The 21015-nt window shown below is 63.3% G+C and carries 24 protein-coding genes and 1 tRNA gene; 11 read left to right on the top strand and 14 right to left on the bottom strand.

Features of this window, described 5'->3' with window-relative positions:
- Positions 1-26: 26 nt before the first annotated feature.
- The gene (locus FJ418_RS26410; protein WP_140870669.1) at positions 27-1607 is read right to left on the bottom strand and encodes a glycosyltransferase family 39 protein; all 1581 of its coding nucleotides are present in this window, start codon (positions 1605-1607) and stop codon (positions 27-29) included.
- 193 nt (positions 1608-1800) lie between these two features.
- Here FJ418_RS26410 and FJ418_RS26405 point away from each other — a divergent pair, with 193 nt between their 5' ends.
- Complete coding sequence (locus tag FJ418_RS26405; RefSeq protein ID WP_140646158.1) at positions 1801-2505, top strand: hypothetical protein; 705 nt, start codon at positions 1801-1803, stop codon at positions 2503-2505.
- Between the two features lie 8 nt (positions 2506-2513).
- On the opposite strand, the gene FJ418_RS26400 is transcribed toward FJ418_RS26405, so the two are convergent.
- The 3 genes from FJ418_RS26400 to FJ418_RS26390 form a co-directional block, all read right to left on the bottom strand.
- Positions 2514-3278, bottom strand: coding sequence for an RES family NAD+ phosphorylase (locus FJ418_RS26400; RefSeq protein ID WP_140870664.1), 765 nt, complete (start codon positions 3276-3278; stop codon positions 2514-2516).
- Entirely contained in the window at positions 3238-3615 is a 378-nt protein-coding gene (locus FJ418_RS26395; protein WP_140646156.1) for an MbcA/ParS/Xre antitoxin family protein, read from the bottom strand. Before FJ418_RS26395 ends, FJ418_RS26400 begins: the two co-directional genes overlap by 41 nt.
- A gap of 64 nt (positions 3616-3679) precedes the next feature.
- Positions 3680-4750: a diguanylate cyclase gene (locus tag FJ418_RS26390; RefSeq protein WP_140870661.1), complete on the bottom strand. Its 1071-nt coding sequence runs from the start codon at positions 4748-4750 to the stop codon at positions 3680-3682.
- A 323-nt stretch (positions 4751-5073) separates the two neighbouring features.
- Here FJ418_RS26390 and FJ418_RS26385 point away from each other — a divergent pair, with 323 nt between their 5' ends.
- Both FJ418_RS26385 and FJ418_RS26380 read left to right on the top strand, forming a co-directional pair.
- Positions 5074-5493, top strand: a complete 420-nt coding sequence (locus tag FJ418_RS26385; protein WP_140783251.1) for a GFA family protein — start codon at positions 5074-5076, stop codon at positions 5491-5493.
- A gap of 78 nt (positions 5494-5571) precedes the next feature.
- A complete protein-coding gene (locus FJ418_RS26380; RefSeq protein ID WP_140627450.1) occupies positions 5572-5931 on the top strand; it encodes a diacylglycerol kinase in 360 nt (119 codons plus the stop codon).
- A 14-nt stretch (positions 5932-5945) separates the two neighbouring features.
- Here the strand turns inward: FJ418_RS26380 and FJ418_RS26375 are convergent, their stop codons facing one another.
- Positions 5946-6545: a DedA family protein gene (locus FJ418_RS26375; protein WP_140870657.1), complete on the bottom strand. Its 600-nt coding sequence runs from the start codon at positions 6543-6545 to the stop codon at positions 5946-5948.
- Positions 6542-7105 (bottom strand): DUF1003 domain-containing protein, encoded by a 564-nt coding sequence (locus FJ418_RS26370; RefSeq protein ID WP_140870654.1) that lies wholly within the window; start codon positions 7103-7105, stop codon positions 6542-6544. Before FJ418_RS26370 ends, FJ418_RS26375 begins: the two co-directional genes overlap by 4 nt.
- A 91-nt stretch (positions 7106-7196) precedes the next feature.
- Between FJ418_RS26370 and FJ418_RS26365 the strand changes: the two genes are divergently transcribed.
- The 5 genes from FJ418_RS26365 (at position 7197) to FJ418_RS26345 (ending at position 13737) form a co-directional block, all read left to right on the top strand.
- Positions 7197-7910, top strand: coding sequence for a DNA-3-methyladenine glycosylase I (locus FJ418_RS26365; protein ID WP_140870652.1), 714 nt, complete (start codon positions 7197-7199; stop codon positions 7908-7910).
- A gap of 81 nt (positions 7911-7991) precedes the next feature.
- Positions 7992-9671 (top strand): NAD+ synthase, encoded by a 1680-nt coding sequence (locus tag FJ418_RS26360; protein WP_140870649.1) that lies wholly within the window; start codon positions 7992-7994, stop codon positions 9669-9671.
- Between the two features lie 20 nt (positions 9672-9691).
- A complete protein-coding gene (locus FJ418_RS26355; RefSeq protein WP_140783256.1) occupies positions 9692-10099 on the top strand; it encodes a GNAT family N-acetyltransferase in 408 nt (135 codons plus the stop codon).
- A gap of 369 nt (positions 10100-10468) precedes the next feature.
- Positions 10469-12274, top strand: a complete 1806-nt coding sequence (locus FJ418_RS26350; RefSeq protein ID WP_140870646.1) for an ABC transporter ATP-binding protein — start codon at positions 10469-10471, stop codon at positions 12272-12274.
- A gap of 311 nt (positions 12275-12585) precedes the next feature.
- Positions 12586-13737 (top strand): hypothetical protein, encoded by a 1152-nt coding sequence (locus tag FJ418_RS26345; RefSeq protein WP_140870753.1) that lies wholly within the window; start codon positions 12586-12588, stop codon positions 13735-13737.
- Between the two features lie 319 nt (positions 13738-14056).
- Here FJ418_RS26345 and FJ418_RS26340 read toward each other — a convergent pair whose 3' ends face one another.
- The 4 genes from FJ418_RS26340 to FJ418_RS26325 form a co-directional block, all read right to left on the bottom strand.
- Positions 14057-14545 carry an NUDIX hydrolase gene (locus FJ418_RS26340; protein WP_140646146.1) on the bottom strand — a complete coding sequence of 163 codons (489 nt, stop codon included), beginning with the start codon at positions 14543-14545 and terminating at the stop codon, positions 14057-14059.
- A gap of 199 nt (positions 14546-14744) precedes the next feature.
- Positions 14745-15245, bottom strand: a complete 501-nt coding sequence (gpt, locus tag FJ418_RS26335) for a xanthine phosphoribosyltransferase (protein ID WP_095765134.1) — start codon at positions 15243-15245, stop codon at positions 14745-14747.
- 124 nt (positions 15246-15369) lie between these two features.
- Positions 15370-16203: a universal stress protein gene (locus FJ418_RS26330; protein ID WP_140651130.1), complete on the bottom strand. Its 834-nt coding sequence runs from the start codon at positions 16201-16203 to the stop codon at positions 15370-15372.
- An 87-nt stretch (positions 16204-16290) separates the two neighbouring features.
- Positions 16291-17031, bottom strand: coding sequence for a competence/damage-inducible protein A (locus FJ418_RS26325; protein WP_140870643.1), 741 nt, complete (start codon positions 17029-17031; stop codon positions 16291-16293).
- A 488-nt stretch (positions 17032-17519) separates the two neighbouring features.
- Here FJ418_RS26325 and FJ418_RS32455 point away from each other — a divergent pair, with 488 nt between their 5' ends.
- Together FJ418_RS32455 and FJ418_RS26315 are read left to right on the top strand one after the other, a co-directional pair.
- Complete coding sequence (locus FJ418_RS32455) at positions 17520-17684, top strand: hypothetical protein (protein ID WP_246683218.1); 165 nt, start codon at positions 17520-17522, stop codon at positions 17682-17684.
- 181 nt (positions 17685-17865) lie between these two features.
- Positions 17866-18138: a hypothetical protein gene (locus FJ418_RS26315; protein WP_140651124.1), complete on the top strand. Its 273-nt coding sequence runs from the start codon at positions 17866-17868 to the stop codon at positions 18136-18138.
- A 68-nt stretch (positions 18139-18206) separates the two neighbouring features.
- Here the strand turns inward: FJ418_RS26315 and FJ418_RS26310 are convergent, their stop codons facing one another.
- From FJ418_RS26310 to FJ418_RS26300, 3 genes are all read right to left on the bottom strand, one after another.
- A complete protein-coding gene (locus FJ418_RS26310) occupies positions 18207-18446 on the bottom strand; it encodes a DUF2188 domain-containing protein (protein ID WP_095765137.1) in 240 nt (79 codons plus the stop codon).
- 25 nt (positions 18447-18471) lie between these two features.
- A complete protein-coding gene (locus FJ418_RS26305; RefSeq protein ID WP_140646141.1) occupies positions 18472-18750 on the bottom strand; it encodes a DUF982 domain-containing protein in 279 nt (92 codons plus the stop codon).
- Positions 18751-18916: 166 nt separating this feature from the next.
- Entirely contained in the window at positions 18917-20020 is a 1104-nt protein-coding gene (locus FJ418_RS26300; protein ID WP_140651118.1) for an NADH:flavin oxidoreductase/NADH oxidase, read from the bottom strand.
- 155 nt (positions 20021-20175) lie between these two features.
- Between FJ418_RS26300 and FJ418_RS26295 the strand changes: the two genes are divergently transcribed.
- Positions 20176-20754, top strand: coding sequence for an NUDIX domain-containing protein (locus tag FJ418_RS26295; protein WP_140870641.1), 579 nt, complete (start codon positions 20176-20178; stop codon positions 20752-20754).
- A gap of 65 nt (positions 20755-20819) precedes the next feature.
- Here FJ418_RS26295 and FJ418_RS26290 read toward each other — a convergent pair.
- Positions 20820-20905, bottom strand: a tRNA-Leu gene (locus FJ418_RS26290).
- Positions 20906-21015 lie beyond the last annotated feature (110 nt).

Here is a 21015-nt window from a genome sequence, read left to right as displayed (position 1 = left end):
TCAACCGCCGGCTATTCGGGGTCGACTCATTCCGGATCGGGCAGTCCGGGAGGATTGCCCGGGAAGCTGGTTCTACCGGGCGGAATGACGGCAAAGTTGATCTCCAGGGGCGGTCCCTTGAGCGACCAGTTGAATGCCACCGTCTTGACCGGCAGGCCAGCGGTCCAGGCCTCCTGTTGCGGAGAAAGTTTCCAGCCGCGCGGCCATACGAGCAGCATGCCCTGATCCCGCAGCCGCTGGTCCGTGATCCAGGGGGCGAGACGCCTGTCGAGGGTCGTGAAAATCGAAGGCTGGTCCGGGGCTTCCAGTCCGGCAAGCCTGGCCGTGCCATCGTCGCCGCCGACAATGCCCAGCGGCGCGGACACCGCCTCGTGCCAGATTGCATCGGCTGTCAGCGAAATCGACCGCGCCGGCCAGCACATTGGCTGCAGGCGGCCGAGTATGTTGCAACTGGTCCAGCGGGTCGCCGCATAGGCGCTCGACACGCCGACCACGCATAGCAGCGCCAGCACCGCCAGCCGGCGCAATTCCGTTGGTCCCAGCCGCCGGCCCAGAAGCGCGATCGCCAGGACGCCGACGAGATTGTACATCGTCGCGCCCCAGGCTTCGCCGGTTCCGGTAAACAGCGACGCGACCATGATCAGGAGCGCCGGCCCTAGACCTATCCATGCCAGGTAGACAACCGCGCGCCGCTCGGGAGCGGGGTAGGCCGGCAACGGGTCTTGCACGGGCCTGGGCTGCCGTCGCAACAGGCCGGAAATAGCCAGAACGACGGGAACAGCAGCAAGCCCGGCAAGCTGAACGCCGATATAGTAAAGCCGGGCGCGGTTGGCGATCACCCAGGCGTTACGATGCTCGGCATAGGTCAGCGGCAGGAAATCGAGGCGGACGAGTTCCACCGCCAGCGGCGCCACGATGCCAAGAAAAACCGCGAGGCCGAGCCACGGCCATGGCGTGGCGAGCCGGCTTCGGGCACGGGTGTCGCACAAAATCCAGATGCCGCCGAAGGCCAGCAGCAGAGCCGTCGAGAACTTGGCGTAGAGCCCAACGCCGGCAACGAGGCCGAGGGCGAGCCACCAGCCCGGCCGCCCGTCGCGCGCCGCGCGCCATAGCAGCCAAGAGGTCGCGGCCCAGAAAGGCATCTGCGCGTAGTCATGGTTGAATTGCGGGGTGGGCCAGCCGAAGAAATAGATCGCGGGCATCAACAACACGGCGGCGAGCGCACGGGTCGGGCCCATGATGTCGCGCGCGAGCAGATAGACCAGGACGAAAGTCGTCGAGACCATCAGCTGCGACAGCATGTATTGCGGCCAGCGGAACGAGCCGGTCAGGAGATGGCTGATCTCGAGCAGCCAGCAGGGGAGCTGTGGGTGCTTGTAGGTCAACAGCACCCATTCGCGACCCCACAGGAAACCTTCGACGACGTCGCGTGGCGGTCCAACATTGACGATCGCCGGCATCACGGTCCAGCAGGCGATCTGGATCAGGCACAAAAGCGCCAGCAATCGCCATGGGTGCCGGACCAGGCTGTTCCAGATCGAAGACAGATCGTCTTCAGCCGCGGCCGCGGCAGGCCAGACATTCACGGATTCGCTGGTTCTCGACATGCGGGCCTAAAATCACACCGGTGGATTGCTGAACAGTCCGATAGCAAAAGCTTACGAAAATGTATGCTGCCGCAACATTGTAAAGCCAAGATTGCTATGGAACCCGTCGCCGGCGCTTCGGGCAGGGACCGCCGGCTGATCGTTGCCGGAGCCGGCCCAGGGGCGCCGCCGTTCCAGCAATACAGGTGCCTCCATGCGCCACCAGCATGCCGTCATTCATCACCGCGGGCTCGATTTCTGGTCGGCGCGCGCCGCGGTTCTCGTCATCATCTGCCTTCAGCTTCTGGTCATCAACAACCTGTCCTTCGGTCCGCGCTGGCTCGCCCCGACGGTGGAAGCGGCGCTGCTGGTGCCCCTGTCGATCGCGACGGCCTGGACGCAAATGGCGACGCGCAAGGCAGTCGATCACGAGCATTGGTACGCGATCGGCCAATTGCGCCTCTATATCCGCCGCACGGCATTGGTGATGACCGGCGTCATCAGCATCATGAATTGCGGGTCGCTGGTTTACCTGGTGCGGGCGCTGCTGGAAGGGCATGCCGGCGCCGGCACGACGCTGCTCGTCGACGCGCTCAACATCTGGGTCACCAATGTGATCGTCTTTGCGCTGTGGTTCTGGAGCACCGACCGGGGCGGTCCGCCTACCTGTGGTCTGGTCAAGCGTGCGCAGGCCGACTTCCTGTTCCCGCAAATGACGCTGCCCGATCGCGAGATACAGGGCTGGCTGCCGGGTTTCGTCGACTATGTCTTCCTGGCCTTCACCAATGCCACGGCCTTCTCGCCGACCGACACCTTGCCGCTCACGCAGCGCGCGAAGCTGCTGATGATGGCCGAGGCGATGATCTCGCTGTTGACGATCGCGCTGGTGGCCGCGCGGGCGGTCAACATCCTGGCCTAACAGGAACTTCAGCGGCGCTCCCAGCGCATGACGGCCAGTCGCGAATCGGCAAAGGCGGTGCGTGAGAATTCGAGCCGCTTGTCCGGGAATTCGCAGATTGCCTGCAGGCCGAAAGAGCCGATCCGGATGCGCCAGGTCTGCGGCTCCAGCGGCTTGGCCTTGGCAAAGCCCTTGCACGTCAAAAGCGCGATGTTGGCGCCCTTCGGATCGCGCACCGAGCGATAGCGGATCGCCTGCAGTTCGGCCTCGCGGGCGACATCGGCGATCGCCTGACAGGCGGTGTAGTCGGTGGGGTGCGTCCAGGCCTTCTCGTCGCGATCGAGCGGCGGCCGTGCCAGGTCGATCGCGCGATCGCATTTCATCGCGGCGGCGAAGGCGGTGTATTCCGCGGCGTCGTTCGGCCATGGTGTCGCCGGCGATTCCGCGAAGAACAGCAAGCGGTAGAAGGCCATTTCCGCCACCGCCGTCAGCACCGTCTCGGCGGCATAGTAGACGCCTTTGGTCTTGCCGGCGCGGCGGAAGCGCGAGCCGTACGGGTAGACGGAGCCATAGCGAAAAGGCGTCGCCAGCAGGTAATGGAGATGGCGGCATTCCATCGGGATCTGCGGCTTGGTGTCCTCGATGAGGTCCTCCAGCAGCGCCTGCTCGTCGAGTGTGTCGACGAGCTTGAGGGTCGAGACACGGTGCTGCGCCTCGACCATCCGCCAGTATTTGCCTTCGAGCTTGACGGCCTCAGACGAGAGCGCGCCGGGAGTCCAGGTAGGCAATGACATCGACAAGTCCGGCAATCGTCAGGATTTTCTCGAGCGGCGTGCCGTCGAGCGTGGTGTTGGGGCTCTTCAGCCACGCCCGGGCGACGGTCTCGTCGCCGCCGACGATGGCGTCGAGCGAGCGGAACAGGCGAACGAACAGCACCGCCAGCTCGAACGGCTTGGTGCCGCGTTCAAGCAGGAATTCCTGCCGGCGCATACGCGAGACCGTCGCTTCCGACACGCCGATGACCAAAGCGAGCGTCCTGGCGGTGATGTCGAGCAGGTCGGCCGCGCGCAGCGTGGCCTTGGTGATGACGGCGTTTTCGGCCGCCGTCGCGGCCGCGACTGGACGTTGCATGAGCGCACCCTTTTCATTTCTGTGGAAAATATAGTCCACAAAAATTCGTCTGGAAAGAGGCGTGTCAGTCTTTCTTGTAAAGCAGCCAGCCCTTGGCGGGGCGGCCCGCCGTCGTCGAATGCCTGGTGACGCGGTTGCGGCCGCCGACCTTGGAGCGATAAAGTGCCCGGTCCGCCTTGGTGTAGAGGTCTTCGGGGCTTTCCGCCTCCGAAGCCATGCAGATACCCAGCGATACGGTAACGGTGCCGTAGTTGATGCCGCTCTGGCTGCTGGCGAACGGGGTCTGCTCGATGAGCGCGCGGATGCGCTCGGCGATCTCGTAAGTGGCTTCCTCGCTGGCGCCCTCGACGATAAGCGCGAACTCCTCGCCGCCGGTGCGCGCGACAAATATGTCGGAACGCACGCTGGACTGGAAGATCTCGGCGATGATCTGGAGGATCCTGTCGCCGACCGGATGGCCGTAGCGATCGTTTATATCCTTGAAATGGTCGATATCGGCAAGGATCAAGGCGTTGAACAGGATGCCGCAATTGCTGTTGTAGATCCGGGTGATCTCCTTGTCGAAGGCGCGGCGGTTCCACAGCTGCGTGAGCGGATCCGTGTCGGCCAGCCGCTTGTATTCCTCGAGCTTCGACTTGACGCTTTCAAGCTCGGCCGTCTTTTCGCTGAGCGTGCTGGCGATCTGGCGGCCGTGGTCGATCGTCGAGTTGGTGGCGGCCGACATCGCGCCGGCGATCTTTTGCAGGAGCTCTTGAGAAAGCAGGCTGCGATTGCTTAGGCCGCTCGATGTCTCGTCGAGGATGCGGCCGTACTTCTCGATATGCGAGTGCTCATTGCGCAACAGCATGGCAATGTCCTCAAGCTCCTTGGCCACCATCTCGCGGGCGTGCTCGACAATGGTGGGGCCGTGGTGCTGCGGGAAGAAGGTCCGCCCGATGCGATCGAGGTCCTCTTGGGTGGGACGGTTGCTCAACGAGACGACGGCAAGGCTGATCTCGCGATTGCTGCCGCTCAGCGCCTCGTAGAAGATTTCATAGTTGCGCGGCAGGCCGAGCACGCCGAGCTGTCGCATCGTCGCCACGACGGTGCTGGCGATGTCGGTATTCCTGTCGGTCGAAATGGCTGCCGGCTGCATGTTGTTTTCACTTCCCCTTCAGTGCGACCGGAGACCTGCCACCGCCGGGAGTCGCTTACGCGGGGATTTGAATCAGAATTGCGGTTGCGATGGCGCGTCCCCAACACGACCATTGCTTGTGGGAAGCATAAATGCGGTCCCGCTAAAGTTTCCTTAATAGCCGGCATTTCCTCATTGTCTCTGCTACCACAGGGTGCAAAGCGGGTGCAGGCGCGGCTTCTGAAACGCGTCGCTCCGGTGTCGCATTTGCCGGTGCCCAGCCATTTCAAAACTGAAATTCTATTCCGCAAAGAACGGGACAGATGATGTCGACGGAGGCCGGAATGGACGAAAACCATAGCGGATCGTGCCTGTGCGGGGCGGTGCGTTTCAGGACGAGCGGGCCGTTGCGCGGCGTCGTCTATTGCCACTGCTCGCAGTGCCGCAAGCAGAGCGGGCATTTCTACGCGGCGACCAATGTTCCAGATGCCAATATCGCGATTACCGGCGCGGAAAACCTCACCTGGTACGAAGCCTCCGATTTTGCCAAGCGCGGCTTTTGCAAGACATGTGGATCGGCGCTGTTCTGGAAGCCAAGGGACAACGCGTATGTGTCGGTTCTGGCCGGGTCTTTCGACGAACCGACGAGCCTACAGGGCGACTGCCACATCTTCGTCAGCGACAAGGGCGATTATTATTCGATCGAGGATGGGTTGCCGCAGTTCGAGAAATCAACGCCGTCGATAAAGGTCGCGGACGGATGAATTTTGCGGCGGCTGCCTTATTCCCTTGATCCCGCCATTGCGATATCCCCTGCCGGTGACTCGCAAAGGGGCAGAGGCATGCAGCGGCTGATCGATGCTTTCATCAATTCGGTGCGGGCTTTCCGCAAGCTGGCCGCCCACGAAAAGGCGTTCCAGCAGGAATTGCTGTTGCTTGCTCTTGCCTTGCCGGCCGGCTGGTTCATCTCGGTCTCCTGGCGCGGCTATGCCCTGCTGATCGGCGCGGTGCTGCTGCTGATCATGGTCGAAGTGCTCAACACCGGTATCGAGGCGGCCTGCGACGCGATCTCGCGCGAGTTCCACATCGACATCCAGCTTGCCAAGGATTGCGGCTCGCTGGCGGTGCTGATTTCGATCGTGATCGCCGGCGGCGTCTGGGGCGTCGCCCTCATCGAACGCCTTGTCGGCGCGCCGATCTGATCCTCGCGGATTGATCACGATCCCGCCCGGTTTTCCCTGGCGCGTTCGCGCTTCGCGAAGTGATGGCCTACCAACCAGGCGACCACGGCGACAACGATGCCGACCCCAAGGGCGATGAGCAGGCGCTCATGGCGAGCAAACGCCTCGCCCACCATGTGCTCCGCGCCCAGGCCGAAGACATAGCCTATGCCGCTGAACAGGGCCGCCCAGGCCGCGGACGAGATGGCATTCAGGATGACGAAACGCGGCATGGACACGGTCGACAGGCCGGCGGCGATGCCGCCGACCAGGCGCATGCCGTAGATATAGCGGTTGGTCAGCACGAAAATATTGGGATGGGTGTTGAGCAGGCGGTAGGCGCGGCTGAAGCCCGGACGCCTGCGCAACAGTCTCACATAGCGATGTTCGGCGAAGCTGCGCCCCATGGTGAAGAAGAAGGTGTCGCCGGCGAAGGCGCCGACAAAGGCGGCGAGGAAAGTCTGCCACAACACGAAAACATGCTGATGAGCGAAGAAGCCGCCGAGGATCGCGGCGCTTTCGCCTTCGGCGACGCAACCCAGGAAGACCGCGATCAGCCCATATTGCTCGATGAAATGGTGGATGGTCTCGCTCATTCTGTTGCGGACCGCGCCGACAGTTTTTCGTCGATACGCCTGATCTGCTCGGCCATGCGCAGGATTTCGTCACGCATGCCGATGATCTCGCTGTGGCGCAACTCGTCGAGCTTTTCATGCAGGGCCATGATCTCGATCTCGGCCTTCAGATTGACCTCGTAGTCATGCGCCGCGTCGATGCGGTCGCGCTCGGTCTGGCGGTTCTGCGACATCATGATCACCGGCGCCTGGATCGCCGCCAGCATCGACAGAACAAGGTTGAGGAATATGAAAGGATAGGGGTCGAAGGCGTCGCGCGTGAGCAGCCAGACATTGCCGACGGTCCAAATAACGAGAAAGGCAAGGAAGCCGAGGATGAACGACCAGGAGCCGCCGATCCTGGCGATGCTGTCGGCGACGCGGTCGCCATAGGTCTCGTGGAAGGCGACGGCCTTGTTGGTGTCGCGCGCGATGGTGGTGCGCTCGAGCGTCGACTGGAGCACGCGGCTCTCGAGCGGACCGAAACCGTCCGGCTTTCGCTTGAGCAAACGGTTCGCCATGTCCTCGACGATCTTGTTCATCTGCCTTCTCCTTCGGCCGGGCGTCGATAGAGGTAGAGGCTGCCGGGCCGGACGTGAAGTGCTAGATTGCGGCGAACAGGCGAGGAAAACGATGCTCGAATTCCAGAAAATCCACGCGCGGGCGGCAAAGCGCAAGGGCGGAGAGGCGGTACTCGCTCCGCTGCTTGGCCCGGCGCCCGACAACACTGCGGTGGCGAAAATCCCTGACGACCGCATTCTCTCGACCATGGCCGAGCGCATTTTCGCCGCCGGCTTCGTGTGGCGCGTCATCGAACAGAAATGGCCGGGTTTCGAGGAAGCGTTCCTCGGCTTCGAACCGAAGCGGCTCTTGTTCCAGCCGGACGACTTCTGGCACGAGCTGGCGTCCGACAGCCGCATCGTGCGCAATCCGCAGAAGATCAAATCGGTGCGGGACAATGCCGCCTTCGTCGATCGCGTCTCGAAGGAACATGGCAGCTTCGGCAAATTCATAGCCTCCTGGCCCGCGGACGATCAGGTCGGCCTGACCGCTTATCTGGCCAAGCATGGCAGCCGGCTCGGCGGCAACACCGGACAGTATTTTCTGCGCTGGATGGAATGGGACACGTTTGTCGTCTCCACCGACATGGCGGCGGCCTTGCGCGACGCCGGCCTCGATATCGCCGAGAACCCGACCTCGAAGCGGGATCTCGACAAGATCCAGGCACAGATCAACCGATGGTCGGCCGAGACCGGCCTGCCGCGCCGCCACATCTCGCGCATCCTGGCGATGTCGATCGGCGAAAACCGGTCGGCAGAGGCGTTGCGCGAGTACATGGGCGATTAGGCTGAGCGCATTCGTGCGCACCTTGGATTGGCACAAGCAATCGCCATTGCGGGGCGATTTCAGCCACGCTAAATCCGTTCCATGACCAAGACCGCTCCCGATATCCTGCGCATCGCCGTTGCCCAGCTCAACCCGACCGTCGGCGACGTTGCCGGCAATCTGGCCAAAGCGCGCGAGGCGAGGGCGGACGCGGCGCGCCAGGGCGCCGATCTGGTGCTCTACACCGAGCTCTTCCTTGCCGGTTATCCGCCGGAAGACCTGGTGCTGAAGCCGTCCTTCCTGAAGGCTTGCGAGAAGGCGGCGCAGGATTTCGCCAAGGACACGGCCGACGGCGGCCCCGGCGTCATCATCGGCACGCCGCTGAAGCGCAAGACCGGCACGCATAATTCCATCGTCTTCGCCGACGGTGGCAAGATCATCGCCGAGCGCTACAAGCTCGATCTGCCGAACTATGGCGAGTTCGACGAGAAGCGCGTGTTCCAGGCCGGACCGGAGCTGCAGGGGCCGGTCAATTTCCGCGGCGTGCGCATCGGCGTTCCGATCTGCGAGGACATCTGGGGCGACATCGCCGTCTGCGAGACGTTGGCCGAAAGCGGCGCCGAGATCCTGCTGGTGCCGAACGGCTCGCCCTATTACCGCGCCAAGATCGACGTCCGCCACCAGATCGTCATCAGGCAGGTCATCGAAACCGGCTTGCCGATGATCTACGCCAACCAGCTCGGCGGACAGGACGAGCTGATCTTCGACGGCGCGTCGTTTGCAATAGGTTCCGACAAGACGCTCGCCTTCCAGATGAGCCAGTTCGAGGACGCGGTCGACGTCACCACCTGGAAAAGAAAGGGAGACAGCTGGATCTGCTCGGAAGGTCCTATGTCGAAGATCCCCGAGCGCGAAGAGGCCGATTATCGCGCCTGCATGCTCGGCCTGCGCGACTACGTCAACAAGAACGGTTTCAAGAACGTCGTGCTCGGTCTCTCCGGTGGTATCGACTCGGCAATCTGCGCGGCTTTGGCCGTCGATGCGCTGGGCGAAGAGCGGTTGCGGACCGTCATGATGCCCTACCGCTATACGTCGAAGGATTCGCTGAAGGACGCCGAGGACTGCGCCAGAGCGCTCGGCTGCCGCTACGACATCGTGCCGATCTCCGAGCCGGTCGAAGGCTTCAAGCACGCGCTGACCCAGCTCTTCGAAGGCACCCAGGAAGGCATCACCGAGGAGAACCTGCAGAGCCGCGCCCGCGGCACGATCCTGATGGCGATCTCCAATAAGTTCGGCTCGATGGTGGTCACCACCGGCAACAAGAGCGAGATGTCGGTCGGCTACGCCACGCTTTACGGCGACATGAATGGCGGCTTCAACCCGATCAAGGATCTCTACAAGATGCAGGTCTATGCGCTGTCGCGCTGGCGCAATTCGCACGTGCCGCCGGGCGCGCTTGGACCCTCTGGCGAGGTCATCCCGAACAACATCATTGACAAGGCGCCGTCGGCGGAGCTGCGCGAGAACCAGACCGACCAGGATTCGCTGCCGCCCTATCCGGTGCTGGACGACATTCTGGAATGCCTGGTGGAGAACGAGATGAGCGTCGACGACATCGTCGCGCGCGGCCACGACCGGGCCACGGTGGCACGCGTCGAGCACCTGCTCTACATCGCCGAATACAAACGCCGCCAGGCGGCGCCCGGCGTCAAGATCACACGGAAGAATTTCGGCCGCGACCGCCGCTATCCGATCACCAACCGGTTCCGGGATCGCGGCTAGTCCGCGAGATTGCGCCGCGCATGCAGGATATCGAAATCAGTTTCGACCTGTCGCGGATCGATTTCCGGGCGACCTCCGACCAGCTCATGCAAAGCTATTGGGGAGCGTCGCGAACCGACGAGGCGAACCGTCGCGCCTTCGACAATTCGCTTTGCGTCGGCGCCTATCTCGACGGCAGGCAGGTCGGCTTCGCCCGCGCGATCACCGACTACACGGTCTTTGCCTATCTTGCCGACGTCATCGTCTGGCCGGAGCGTCGTGGGCATGGCATCGGCAAACGGCTTGTGCAGGCACTGCTAGATCATCCCGATATGAAGACGGTTTCTCATTGGAGCCTCACGACCAGCGACGCTCACAGCCTCTACCAGAAGTTCGGATTCCGGGCGGAAGGGCGCTACATGCGACTGGATCGCTCACCCGCTGCCTGAGGCTTGGCCACAACCCGCCGTTGTTGCAAATTCGTCTCAGTGCTTGGACCAGATGCCATTTCCGTGACGGGCCGACTTGGCGATCGGCTGATGCCTCCCTATAAGGGCGTTTCCGCGATTCCCTTCCGGGAGGACCGTATGGCAGGATTTGACATCGTTACGCGAGGCCGCGAGGCCTAGGTCGGCGCCGGCGCTCCGAGGGTTTCTCGGAGAGCCAGACGCGGAACAGGCGTTTGCCGCTGCCGGTCGCCGCCTTCGGGCGGGCGGCCTACCATACTGAACCTCCCGCTTTCAGAGACGCAACGCGCGGACGCGGGTTTTCCAATTTGATTTTACCGGGACCGGGCTCGTTTGCGCCTGGATGACATCATGGCTCGTTTCAAGATCGATCTGCGCGCGAGCGCCTTTCGCAGTGTGCTTGGTTTTACGTTCAGTCACTGGCGCCACCAGCCGTGGCGGCTTTCGCTCATCATGGGCGCCTTCCTGCTCTCGACGCTCGCCGACGTGCTGACACCCTTTTATTCAGGCCGCCTGGTCGATGCGGTGGCCAGCGGCGCCGGAACCGACGCAGTCGCCTGGAATGCGGCGATGACGGCGTTCTCGACCCTGATGGTGTTGGCGCTGGCAGGCGTCGTGCTGCGCAACGCCGCCTTCCTGTGGATCGTCGAGCTGACGCTGAAGATGATGTCGGACATTGCCGCCGATGCCTTCCATCGGGTGCAGCGCTTCTCGACGGACTGGCACGCCAACAGCTTTGCCGGATCGACGGTGCGCAAGATAACGCGCGGCATGTGGGCGCTGGACCTGCTCAACGACACGATCCTGATCGCGCTTCTGCCGTCGGTCGTCATGCTCGTCGGTTCGACGCTGCTGCTCGGCTGGTTCTGGCCGCTGATGGGGGCTGTGGTGGCCGCCGGTTCGGTGCTGTTCATCGCGGTCACGGCGATGCTGTCGCTCGGCTATGTCGCGCCTGCCGCGCGGCTCGCCAACAGCTGGGACACGCGGCTGGGCGGCTCGCTGGCTGACGCGGTGAGCTGCAATGCCGTCGTCAAGGGCTTCGGCGCGGAGGCGCGCGAGGAAGCGCGGCTGGCGCGCGTCGTCGCCAAATGGCGCCTGCGCACCGGACGCACCTGGATGCGCGGCACCGCCAACGGCACTACGCAAGGGGCGCTGCTGCTCCTGATGCGTGCGGCGGTGATCGGTCTTGCTCTCATGTTGTGGGCCTGGGGCCAGGCAAGCGCCGGCGACGTCGCCTTCGTGCTGACCTCGTTCTTCGTGCTGCAGGGCTATCTGCGCGACATCGGCACGCATATCCGCAACCTGCAGCGCTCAATCAACGACATGGAGGAACTGGTCGACTTCCAGTCCGAGCCGCTCGGCATCGAGGACCGCCCCGGTGCCCAGCCGATCCGGATCACCGATGGGCACATCGCCTTCGACAAAGTGACGTTCCACTATGGCAGTCACCTTCTGCCGCTCTATCGCGATTTCTCGGTCGATATCGGGGCCGGCGAGCGTGTCGGACTGGTCGGGCATTCGGGCTCGGGCAAGACGACCTTCGTCAAGCTGATCCAGCGGCTTTATGACGTGAATGCCGGGCAGATTCTGATCGACGGCCAGGATATCTCGCAGGTCGAGCAGGCGTCGCTGCGCAGCCAGATCGCCATCGTCCAGCAGGAGCCGATCCTGTTCCACCGCTCGCTTGCCGAGAACATTGCCTATGCCAGGCCCGGCGCCAGCCAGGCCGAGATCGAGCATGCGGCCAAACTCGCCAGCGCGCATGATTTCATCACCAACCTGCCCAAGGGCTATGGAACCCTGGTCGGCGAACGTGGCGTGAAATTGTCGGGCGGCGAGCGTCAGCGCGTGGCGATCGCCCGCGCCTTTCTGGCCGACGCGCGCATCCTGATCCTGGACGAGGCGACGTCGAGCCTGGATTCGGAATCGGAAGTGCTGATCCAGAGGGCGATGGAGCGGTTGATGATCGGGCGCACGACCCTGGTGATCGCGCACCGGCTCTCGACGGTGCGGGCGCTCGACCGGCTGCTGGTCTTCGATCGCGGGCGTATCGCCGAGGAAGGTTCGCATGACCACCTGATCCGGCTGAACGGCGGCATCTACCGGCGGCTGTTCGAGCGTCAGGCGCTCGAATTGACCAAGGGCCTCGTGGCCTGAGGAAAGGGGACTGCGCCCGGCTCCGGCCGGGCGCAGCCGGAGCATCGTCTTCGGAGCGATCCGCCTGCCAACTCGACTGTTACAACCGCCTTCACGTTATGCGGATATGGCTGCATAATGTTCTATTCAATTTTCTTTCTATACATTGAATATTTTAGTAGTTGCTCTCTTAAATTTGATCGTCTCGCGCTTTTTGAAGCAACATTTGTCGTATATTTACAGAAAAGCAAATCGGATGCGATAGACGCTGGCCTCCAGGATTTTTTGTTTCTGTAGGAATGCCGGTTGAACGGAGATTTTCTTTGGGAAGCATGACCGGCCCGGGAAAGGCGGCCGCGCCGTCGACGCTGGAATCCCAGCATGGCTCGGTTCGGCCTTTGGCCGCCGGGGATCTCGAGCACGTCGCCGCGCTATTCCTGATGAAGTTCCGCCATCGTCGCCTCCAGCGCGATCGCGCGATCGCGCAGACGGCCGACTACATGAGGGAGCTTTACCTTGATGGGGATGAGAGCAAGGCTCTTGTCCAGATCGATCCGCAGGGCCGCCTGGGTGGCTTCATGGGCGTTCTGAAAGCCCGCTACGAGCTCAACGGAAGCGCATTGAACGCGGCCATCATCGGTCCCTTCATGACCGACTCAAATACCGATCACGGTTGGGCCGGGCCGCAATTGCTGCGTACCCTGCATCAAGGCGAATTCGATCTCTACCTGACCGACTCCGCCAACCGCACATCCTTGGCCTTCGCGCGTCCGATGAAGTATCAGCTCCTGCCGGTGCACTGCCTGGAATGGACCTGTGTTTTCCGGCCGGGCGCCATGGCCGCCGCCGCGCTGCGCCGTAAATGGCCCGGGCTGCCCCGCCTTGCGCTCGATCCCTGCGTGAGAGCATTCGACGCTCTTGCAAGAAGAAGATTCGAGCCATCGGCCCAGCACTCGTCTTCCCAACGGATCCACCGGGAACCGATCGATGCGGTCCGATTTGCGGAGCGACTGCCAATCCTCATGACCGATTACTCCCTGCGACCGAGTTGGAAGGACGGCGAGTTGCCGCGGCTGCTTGCGCTGGCGGCCGAGAAACGAGCGGACGGGCCACTCCATTTCGGCGGGACCTACGACGAAACGGGCAAGATGCTGGGCTGCTACGCTTTTTATGGGCAAGCCGGCGGCGTCGCGAACCTGCTGCAAATCCAGGCGTCCGGATCCCACTGGGGCGCGACGCTGGATGCTCTCATCGCGGCGGCGCGGGATATGGGTTGCGTGGGCATTGCCGGGCAGTCCCAGAGCCGATTCATGCCGCAGCTCTTCGGCCACCAGCATGTGTTCTTCCGCTATGCCGGGGGAACGATGGTCCGCTCGCGCATTGCCGAGGTCGCGGAAGCGGTCCGCTCCGGCGACATCTTCATCGGCGGATTGATGGGCGATCGTTGGACCCGGCTCAGTTCCGATGATTTCGGCCGCGTCTGATGATCCTGCGATATGACGCCATTCCGGATGGAAGGCCACGGCGAAGTTAGTTCCCCAGAAGAGGGATTTTGACCCGTCGGCTCTGTTTGCGTTTGGCAGGGGCATGCGTTGGAGATTGGCCTAAACGCCCGTCGCGATCGTCATTCCAGGGCGAAGCAGGAGCGAAGCTCCGTCGCGAAGACCCTGGAATGACGAGGTTGGGGCGGCTTCGACAATCCCCGGCGTTTGCGCTGAAATCCTGCACAAGGCAACGACAGCCCTTCAAAATCCCTGTGTCGGGGAACTAGCCGCTTCACACTTTTCCTGAAATTGCTTTGAATCAGGCGAATTTGCGCGGCGCGGCGCAGAAGCTGGCGATGATCTGGCAAAGGTCGGGCTCGTTGACCATGCGGACGGCTTCGTTCGGGCCAACCCATTTGCGCGTTCGTGCGCGCTTCTCTTTCCAGCGATCCGCGACACGGTCGACATGCAGCGGAAAGACCAGGACCTCGCAAGGCACTTCCTCGCCGGAGGCGAGGACTTTGGCATAGAAATAGCGACCGGCTTCAAGATGCGATACCTTGCCGCGCAACCCGGCTTCCTCGCCTGCTTCACGGGCAGCCGCCTCGCAAAGCGGCTCCCTGGCCTCCGGCCAGCCCTTGGGCAGCACCCAGCGCCCGGTGTCGCGGCTGGTGATCAGCATGATCTCGACGCCGTTCTCGCCCTCGCGCCACGGCAAGGCGGCAACCTGCAGGCGACAAGGCGCGACGCCGAAGAGCCGCCGGACTCTTTCGGCCATCTGGTTGTGCGTCGTTGGCCTCGTCAACATGGTAAGAAGCTGCCCCAAGCCTCCAGAATCGTTTTGCCACCTTACGAATCTTAGGGCGAATTGTGGGCTTTAAAAGTAAAAAACTTCACTCCACCGGAAAACCCCACCAGAAAAAGTCAGTCTCGCAAAGTAGTCGTGCCCGTCAACTCGACTACGCGACGCCGTTTGAGGCAGATTCTCTGGAAAATATGATGGCCGTTCAGCCGGCGTGATCGTCCGCGATCGGCTTCTGATAAGTGAAGCCCATGTCCCAGGGAAAGTAGATCCAGGTGTCCTGGCTGACCTCGGTGACGAACGTGTCGACCAGCGGCCGGCCCTTCGGCTTGGCATAGACGGTGGCGAAATGCGCCTTGGGCATCATGGCGCGCACGATACCGGCCGTCTTGCCGGTATCGGTCAGGTCGTCGATGATGAGCACGCCGGCCCCGTCATCGGCGAGCAGCGGCGGCGAAATCTCCTTGAGAACCTGCAGCTGACCCTGGCTGGTATAGTCATGGTAGGAGGCGACGCACACCGTCTCGATGACGCGGATGCCGAGCTCGCGCGCGATGATGGCCGCGGGCACCAGGCCGCCGCGGGTGATGCAGACGATTGCTTTCCACTGTCCCTTGTTGGCGCCGGACAGCCGCCAGGAAAGCGCGCGGGCATCGCGGTGGAACTGGTCCCAGGAGACGGGAAAGGCTTTTTCGGGAAGGGACATGGTTCGCACTCCGCAAGGCGCGCCGTGGCGCGCAGAAACACTGGAATGCAGGCGGAATTAGCCGGAAAGCGCCAGGCTTGGCAAGGGCAGGGCCGGCGATGGCTGTGGACTCAGGAAATACACCCTAACGCGACAGGAAAGCCGCCACGTTCGTGGTGCGCAGCACCGTGCGGGTGACGCCGCCGAACAGAAGCTGGCGCAGCCAGGAGTGGCTGTATGCGCCTAGCACCAGAAGATCGGCGCCGGATTCTGCGATCCTGGCCTGAATCATGTCGTCAACCGAAGTGCCGCCGGATTTCTGCACGCAGACGCTGACATTGGCGCCGTGGCGAGACAGCGCCGCGGCGATCTCGGCGCCGGCGGCTTCCGGAGATTCATCCAGCGTCTCCGGCGGATCGATGACGAGAATGTCGGTCTTGTCGGCCTCGGCGATGAAGGGCAGGGCATCGAACGCGGCGCGGGCCGCTTCCTTGCTGCCGTTCCAGGCAAGCAGCACACGTCTGAAGGTGGTGACCAGCGGTCCGCCATGGGGCACGACCAGCACCGGCCGGCCGGCGTCGTAGACCAGCGTGTCGACGTCGGCGCTCGGGTCGCCGCCGGCATCGCGCTGCGCGGCGATGATCAGATCGGCGGCGCGCACGCTCGATATGCCGGTCAGCGCGCTGTCGCCGGAGAAGCTCTCCAGGCTTCGCCATTCGAAGGACAGGCCGGATTCCTCGATCCGCTGCAGGAAATAGGCCTGCAACTTGTCGGCGCGTTCCTTGTTCATCTCGGCCGAGACCTGCAGGAATTCGGTATCCGGGAAGCCGGTGGCCGACGTGTAGGGCACGGGAAGCGCCTCGGCATGGATGCCGACGAGGTGGCTCTCGAACCTGTCGGCCAGCGGAATGGCGCAATCGAGCACGCGCTCGGCGTCCTGTTCGTTCTGTAAAATGGCGACGATTGTCTTGAAGCGCATGACCGGTCCCTCAATTGTCTTGCCTGCGCATCCGCGCGGCAAAGGGAACGCCTCAGCGCGTTGACTGGTTCCAGCCGAACCGCCGGGTCAGCCCGCCTCCGCGAACCTCGCCACCATCGCCTCGACGTCCTTGCGGGCAGCCTCGAGGGCTTCCTCGCTGCGGGCGCGGACGACGAGCTCGGTCCAGAACTTTCCGTCGCCATATTTGGGGTACGAGCCGATGATGGTGTCGGGATGCGCTTTTTGGATATCGGCCAGCGGCCCGCCGATCAGGCCTTCGCCGAACGGGCAATGCACGGTGGCCGACAGCATTTTTGTGCCGGCCTTGAGCGTCGGCACCACATTGTCGAGCATGGCCTGGAAGATCGACGGCACGCCGGCCATGACATGGACGTTGCCGATGCGGAAGCCCGGCGCGACGGAGACCGGATTGTCGATGTGGTCGGCGCCGCGCGGCATGCGCGCCATGCGCTTGCGCGCTTCGGTGAATTCGATGCCGCGCCCGGCATAGCTTGCCTCGAGCAGCGCGTAGGCCTTGGCGTCGTATTCGCAGGGCACGCCGAAGGCCTTGGCGATGGAGTCGGCGGTGATATCGTCATGCGTCGGGCCGATTCCGCCGGTCGTAAAAACATAGGTATAGCGGGCGCGCACGGCATTCACCGCGGCAACGATCTCGTCCTCCTCGTCGGGGACGATGCGCACTTCCTTCAGGTCGATGCCGATCGCGGTCAAGATGTCGGCGAGGTGGCCGATGTTCTTGTCCTTGGTGCGGCCGGAGAGGATTTCGTCGCCGATGACGAGCATGGCGGCGGTGACGATTTCAGGCATGGCGGGCTCCGGGGCAAAAGGTCGCCTGAGATAACGCGGCCGGCGGTCGGCCGCAATGTGAAAGCCCGATATCCGCTTGTGGCGGCGGCCGTTGCGGATATGGTGCGGTCGGTCGGCCTGGGGTGAAAGCATGCTGATATCGGTTGTCTCGTGGCTGGTTGCCGGCTTGCTCGTTGCGGTGGCCATCGTCGTGCTTGCCCTGATGGTTGCGACCTGGCGGATCGCGGCAAAGGCCGAAAGGCTGGTGCCGGCTTGCGGGAAATTCGTCGAGATCGACGGCAACCGCATCCACCTTGTGGACGAGGGCGACGGCAAGCCGATCGTCTTTGTGCACGGGCTCGGCGCCCAACTCCACCATTTCCGCCACACGCTGTTCGGGCGCTTCGGCGCCGGCTACCGGCTGATCGCGCTCGACCGGCCGGGCTCCGGCTATTCGGTTCGAGCAAGCGGCGCCACCGGCCGGCATTCTGTTCGGCGCCGGCGACCGGGTGATCGCCGAGGCCATGCATGGCGAACCGATGCTGGACAAGATCGGGGGCCTCGATTTCGAACGGGTCGAAGGTCTCGGCCACATGCCGCAATTTGCGGACCCCGAACGGGTCGTCGGCTTTATCCAGCGTATCGCCGAGCGCGCCTTCGCCAAGGTGGATTGATTTCGGCCGGCGGCTACAGCAATGCCTCGCGGCTCTTCACGCGGCGTCACGCAAAAGTGTCGGACATTCTGTCCCACCCGGAATTTCCAGGGGAACCTTCCCACCCAACCCAGGGTTTCGTTTTTGTCGCTGTGGGGCTGCGGTCCCACGAACTTTGCGATCAAGAGAATGGAGAAATCCGATGCTTACAAGACTTATTGCAGCTTCGGCGCTGGTGCTGGCCATGGGTGGCGCGGCCATGGCGCAGTCATCAGATGACTGGTGGTGGTGGCACCGCGACCATCGTCCCGACGTGAGCGAGCAGGTGGATCCCTATACCACAGGCAGCATCAACGGAAGCTCCGGGCTGGCCACCTACGGGAGTACCGGTGCTATCGGGCCATGCGCCGACACCACACCCGGTCCGGATGCCAACTCGCAACAGAACGTCAACGACCATTATTGCGGAAAGTAGCGCCGCATAGCCACCGGCGGCCGGTCTGAGGCCTTACGGCTTCGCCGGTCGCGGGGCGGTTCCAATTCTTAGTCGGAGACTTCGGTCTGCGGCCGGTCGCGGCCGTCGGCAAGCTCGTCATGCCACGTGCCTTCGGCGTCCTCATATTGGATGCCGTCGGTGGTACCGGCGACCTGCTGCTCGGACGAGGCGATCTCGGCGGCGCGCAGCGCCTCCTGGTGCGTGCGGAAAGTCTCGGAAAACGTTGAGCCGACCTTGTAGGCCCAGCCGCCATCATGCTCGACGATCTTGTAAGTCAGCTTCGCCATGGAATCCTCCGGTTAAGAAGCATGCTCAGTGCAGCTTTCCGTCGGGCAGCCTGTCGTCGGGAACCAGAACTTCCGATTCCCTGGCCGCCTCGACAAGGGCGCGACGTGCGTCCGCTGTCGAACGATAACCTTCTAGCGCTTTGAGGCAAGTGTCGAGAGCATCACGATGGCGATCGCCGCGATTGAGCGGCCAAACGGTCATCAGGCACTCGGCGGCCTCGCGGGTGCTGCTTATATGGCGGTATTTGCCGACATGGCCGAGTTCGACCACCACCGGCTTTTCAAAGGGTTTGTTGTCCATCATGGCCGCCAACGTAAAGCGGCCAAATTGGTTGCAGTTGTGACGAGGATCCTGCGCCCAAACGTCTCAGGACCCTGCGGATTTCCGGTTTTGTTTTGACGCAATTCCGGACGGAAGGTCACGGCGAAGCCGCCGAGCCTGACCCTGTCGCACTTTTCCTGGAATTGCTTTAGCCGGCGGCCTTCATCCAATGCCGCATCGTCGTCACCGAGCGCGCCAGTTGCGGCGCCGGATGGATTTCCTCGCCGAAGGCCGCCGCCGCGCGCCAGCCCCAGCGCGGGTCGGCGAGGAATGCACGCGCCAGCGCCACCATGTCGGCATGACCGTCGGCAACGATCGCCTCGGCCTGGCTCGGGTCGTCGATCAGTCCCACGGCGCGCGTCGGGATGCCGGCGCCCTTGCGCACGGCTTCCGCCAGATGCACCTGGTAGCCGGGGCCGGGCGGCACCTGCTGCAGGGGCGAATTGCCGCCGCTGGAGCAGCACAAATAGGCGACGCCCTCGGCCTTCAGCGCCTTGGCCACCTCGATCGCGTCCTCGACGTCGAAACCGCCTGCGACCCATTCCTTCACCGAAAGGCGCGCCCCCAGCATCATGGACGGGGCGGCCTTCCTCACCGCCCTTGCGATTTCGAGAACGAAGCGCATGCGGTTTTCCAGCGACCCGCCCCAGCGGTCCGTCCGCTGATTGGAGAGCGGCGAGAGGAACTGGAAGATCAGATAGCCATGCGCGGCGTGCAGTTCGGCAAAGTCGAAGCCGGCGCGTTCGGCGCGCACCGCCGACTGCGCAAAACGGGCAATGAGTTCCAGGATCTCGTCATCCTCCAGCGCATGCGGCACATTCCAGCCCGTGTCATAGGCGATGGCGGAGGCCGAAACCGTCTGCCAGGGGTCTTCGCCAGGCTGCAGCGGACCGCCGCCTTCCCAAGGTTTGCGGTTGGAGGCCTTGCGGCCGGCATGGGCAAGCTGGACGCCGAATTTCGTGCCGGGCGCGGCGACGCGTCTGGCGGCGTCGAGCGTGCGCTTGGCGGCCGCCTCGTTGTCGTCGGAATAAAGCCCGAGGCAGCCGTGCGAGATGCGTCCGCGCCGCTCGACATCGGTCATCTCGACGGTAACCATGCCGGCGCCCGACATTGCCAGGTTCATCCAATGATAGAGATGCCAGTCGCTGGCCGAGCCGTCCTCGGCCGAATACTGGCACATGGGGGCGACCGCGATGCGGTTGGAGAAGGTGAGGCCGCCGAGGGTGATCGGCTGGAAAAGCGATGACGTCATGAAACGGGCTCCTGGGAAGATACCGCTATCTAGGCAGTCGCGGCGCGTCGCACCAGACACGAGCCGGTGAAACGCCCGCTGGACCAGTCGGTTTCCAGGATTGCGCAGGCGCCGGTTCACCGCTAACGCTGCCCGCGGGCAGCACGGAGGTCGTCATGGAAGATCGCATTCGCATCCGTTCCGAGGAGGTCCTTTCGGACGACTGGGCGGTGCTGAAGAAGACGGTGCTCGACTATCGCCGCCGCGACGGGCGATGGGAGACACAGACCCGCCAGACCTACGATCGCGGCGACGGCGCGGTGATCCTGCCCTTCGATCCGCAGCGCTCGACCGTGCTCCTGGTGCGGCAGTTCCGGTTCCCGGCTTACGCCGTGGGCCATCGCGAGCCGCTGATCGAGGCCTGCGCCGGCTTGCTTGACGAAAACGATCCCGAAACCGCCATCCGCAAGGAAGCGGAGGAGGAGCTGGGTTACCACCTGAAGGATGTCGAGCGGCTGTTTTCGCCGTTCATGAGCCCGGGCAGCGTGACGGAACGGCTCTGGTTCTTCACCGCGCGCTATTCGCCGGCCGACTGCATCTCGGCCGGCGGCGGCTCACCGGAGGAAGGCGAGGACATCGAGGTTCTGGAAATGCCATTGGACGAGGCGCTGGCCGGTATCGCCGACGGCCGCATCGTCGACGCCAAGACGATCATCCTGATCCAGCATCTGAAGCTCAATCCGATCAAGGTTTGACTCTGTCTCGGCTGCGATGCTTCGGCGTTCGGTGGCCTGCCAGCCGAAGCTCGAAGAGCGAGGGGTGGTGCGGACGACGGGAATCGAACCCGTACGATCAGAGATCGAGGGATTTTAAGTCCCTTGCGTCTACCAATTCCGCCACGTCCGCAGGCGTGCCCCTTTTCAAATGCCTGATATGAGCCGTCAAGCGATGTTTCCGATCGTCCGCAGTTTGCGCGGGCGGCCATCGCGCAGGTTTAATATTAGTGATGTTTAAAA

Source organism: Mesorhizobium sp. B2-8-3 (genome assembly GCF_006440815.1).
GTDB lineage: Bacteria > Pseudomonadota > Alphaproteobacteria > Rhizobiales > Rhizobiaceae > Mesorhizobium.
The sequence above is the reverse complement of the archived record's forward strand: the minus strand, read 5'-3'. Positions and strand labels throughout refer to the sequence as shown.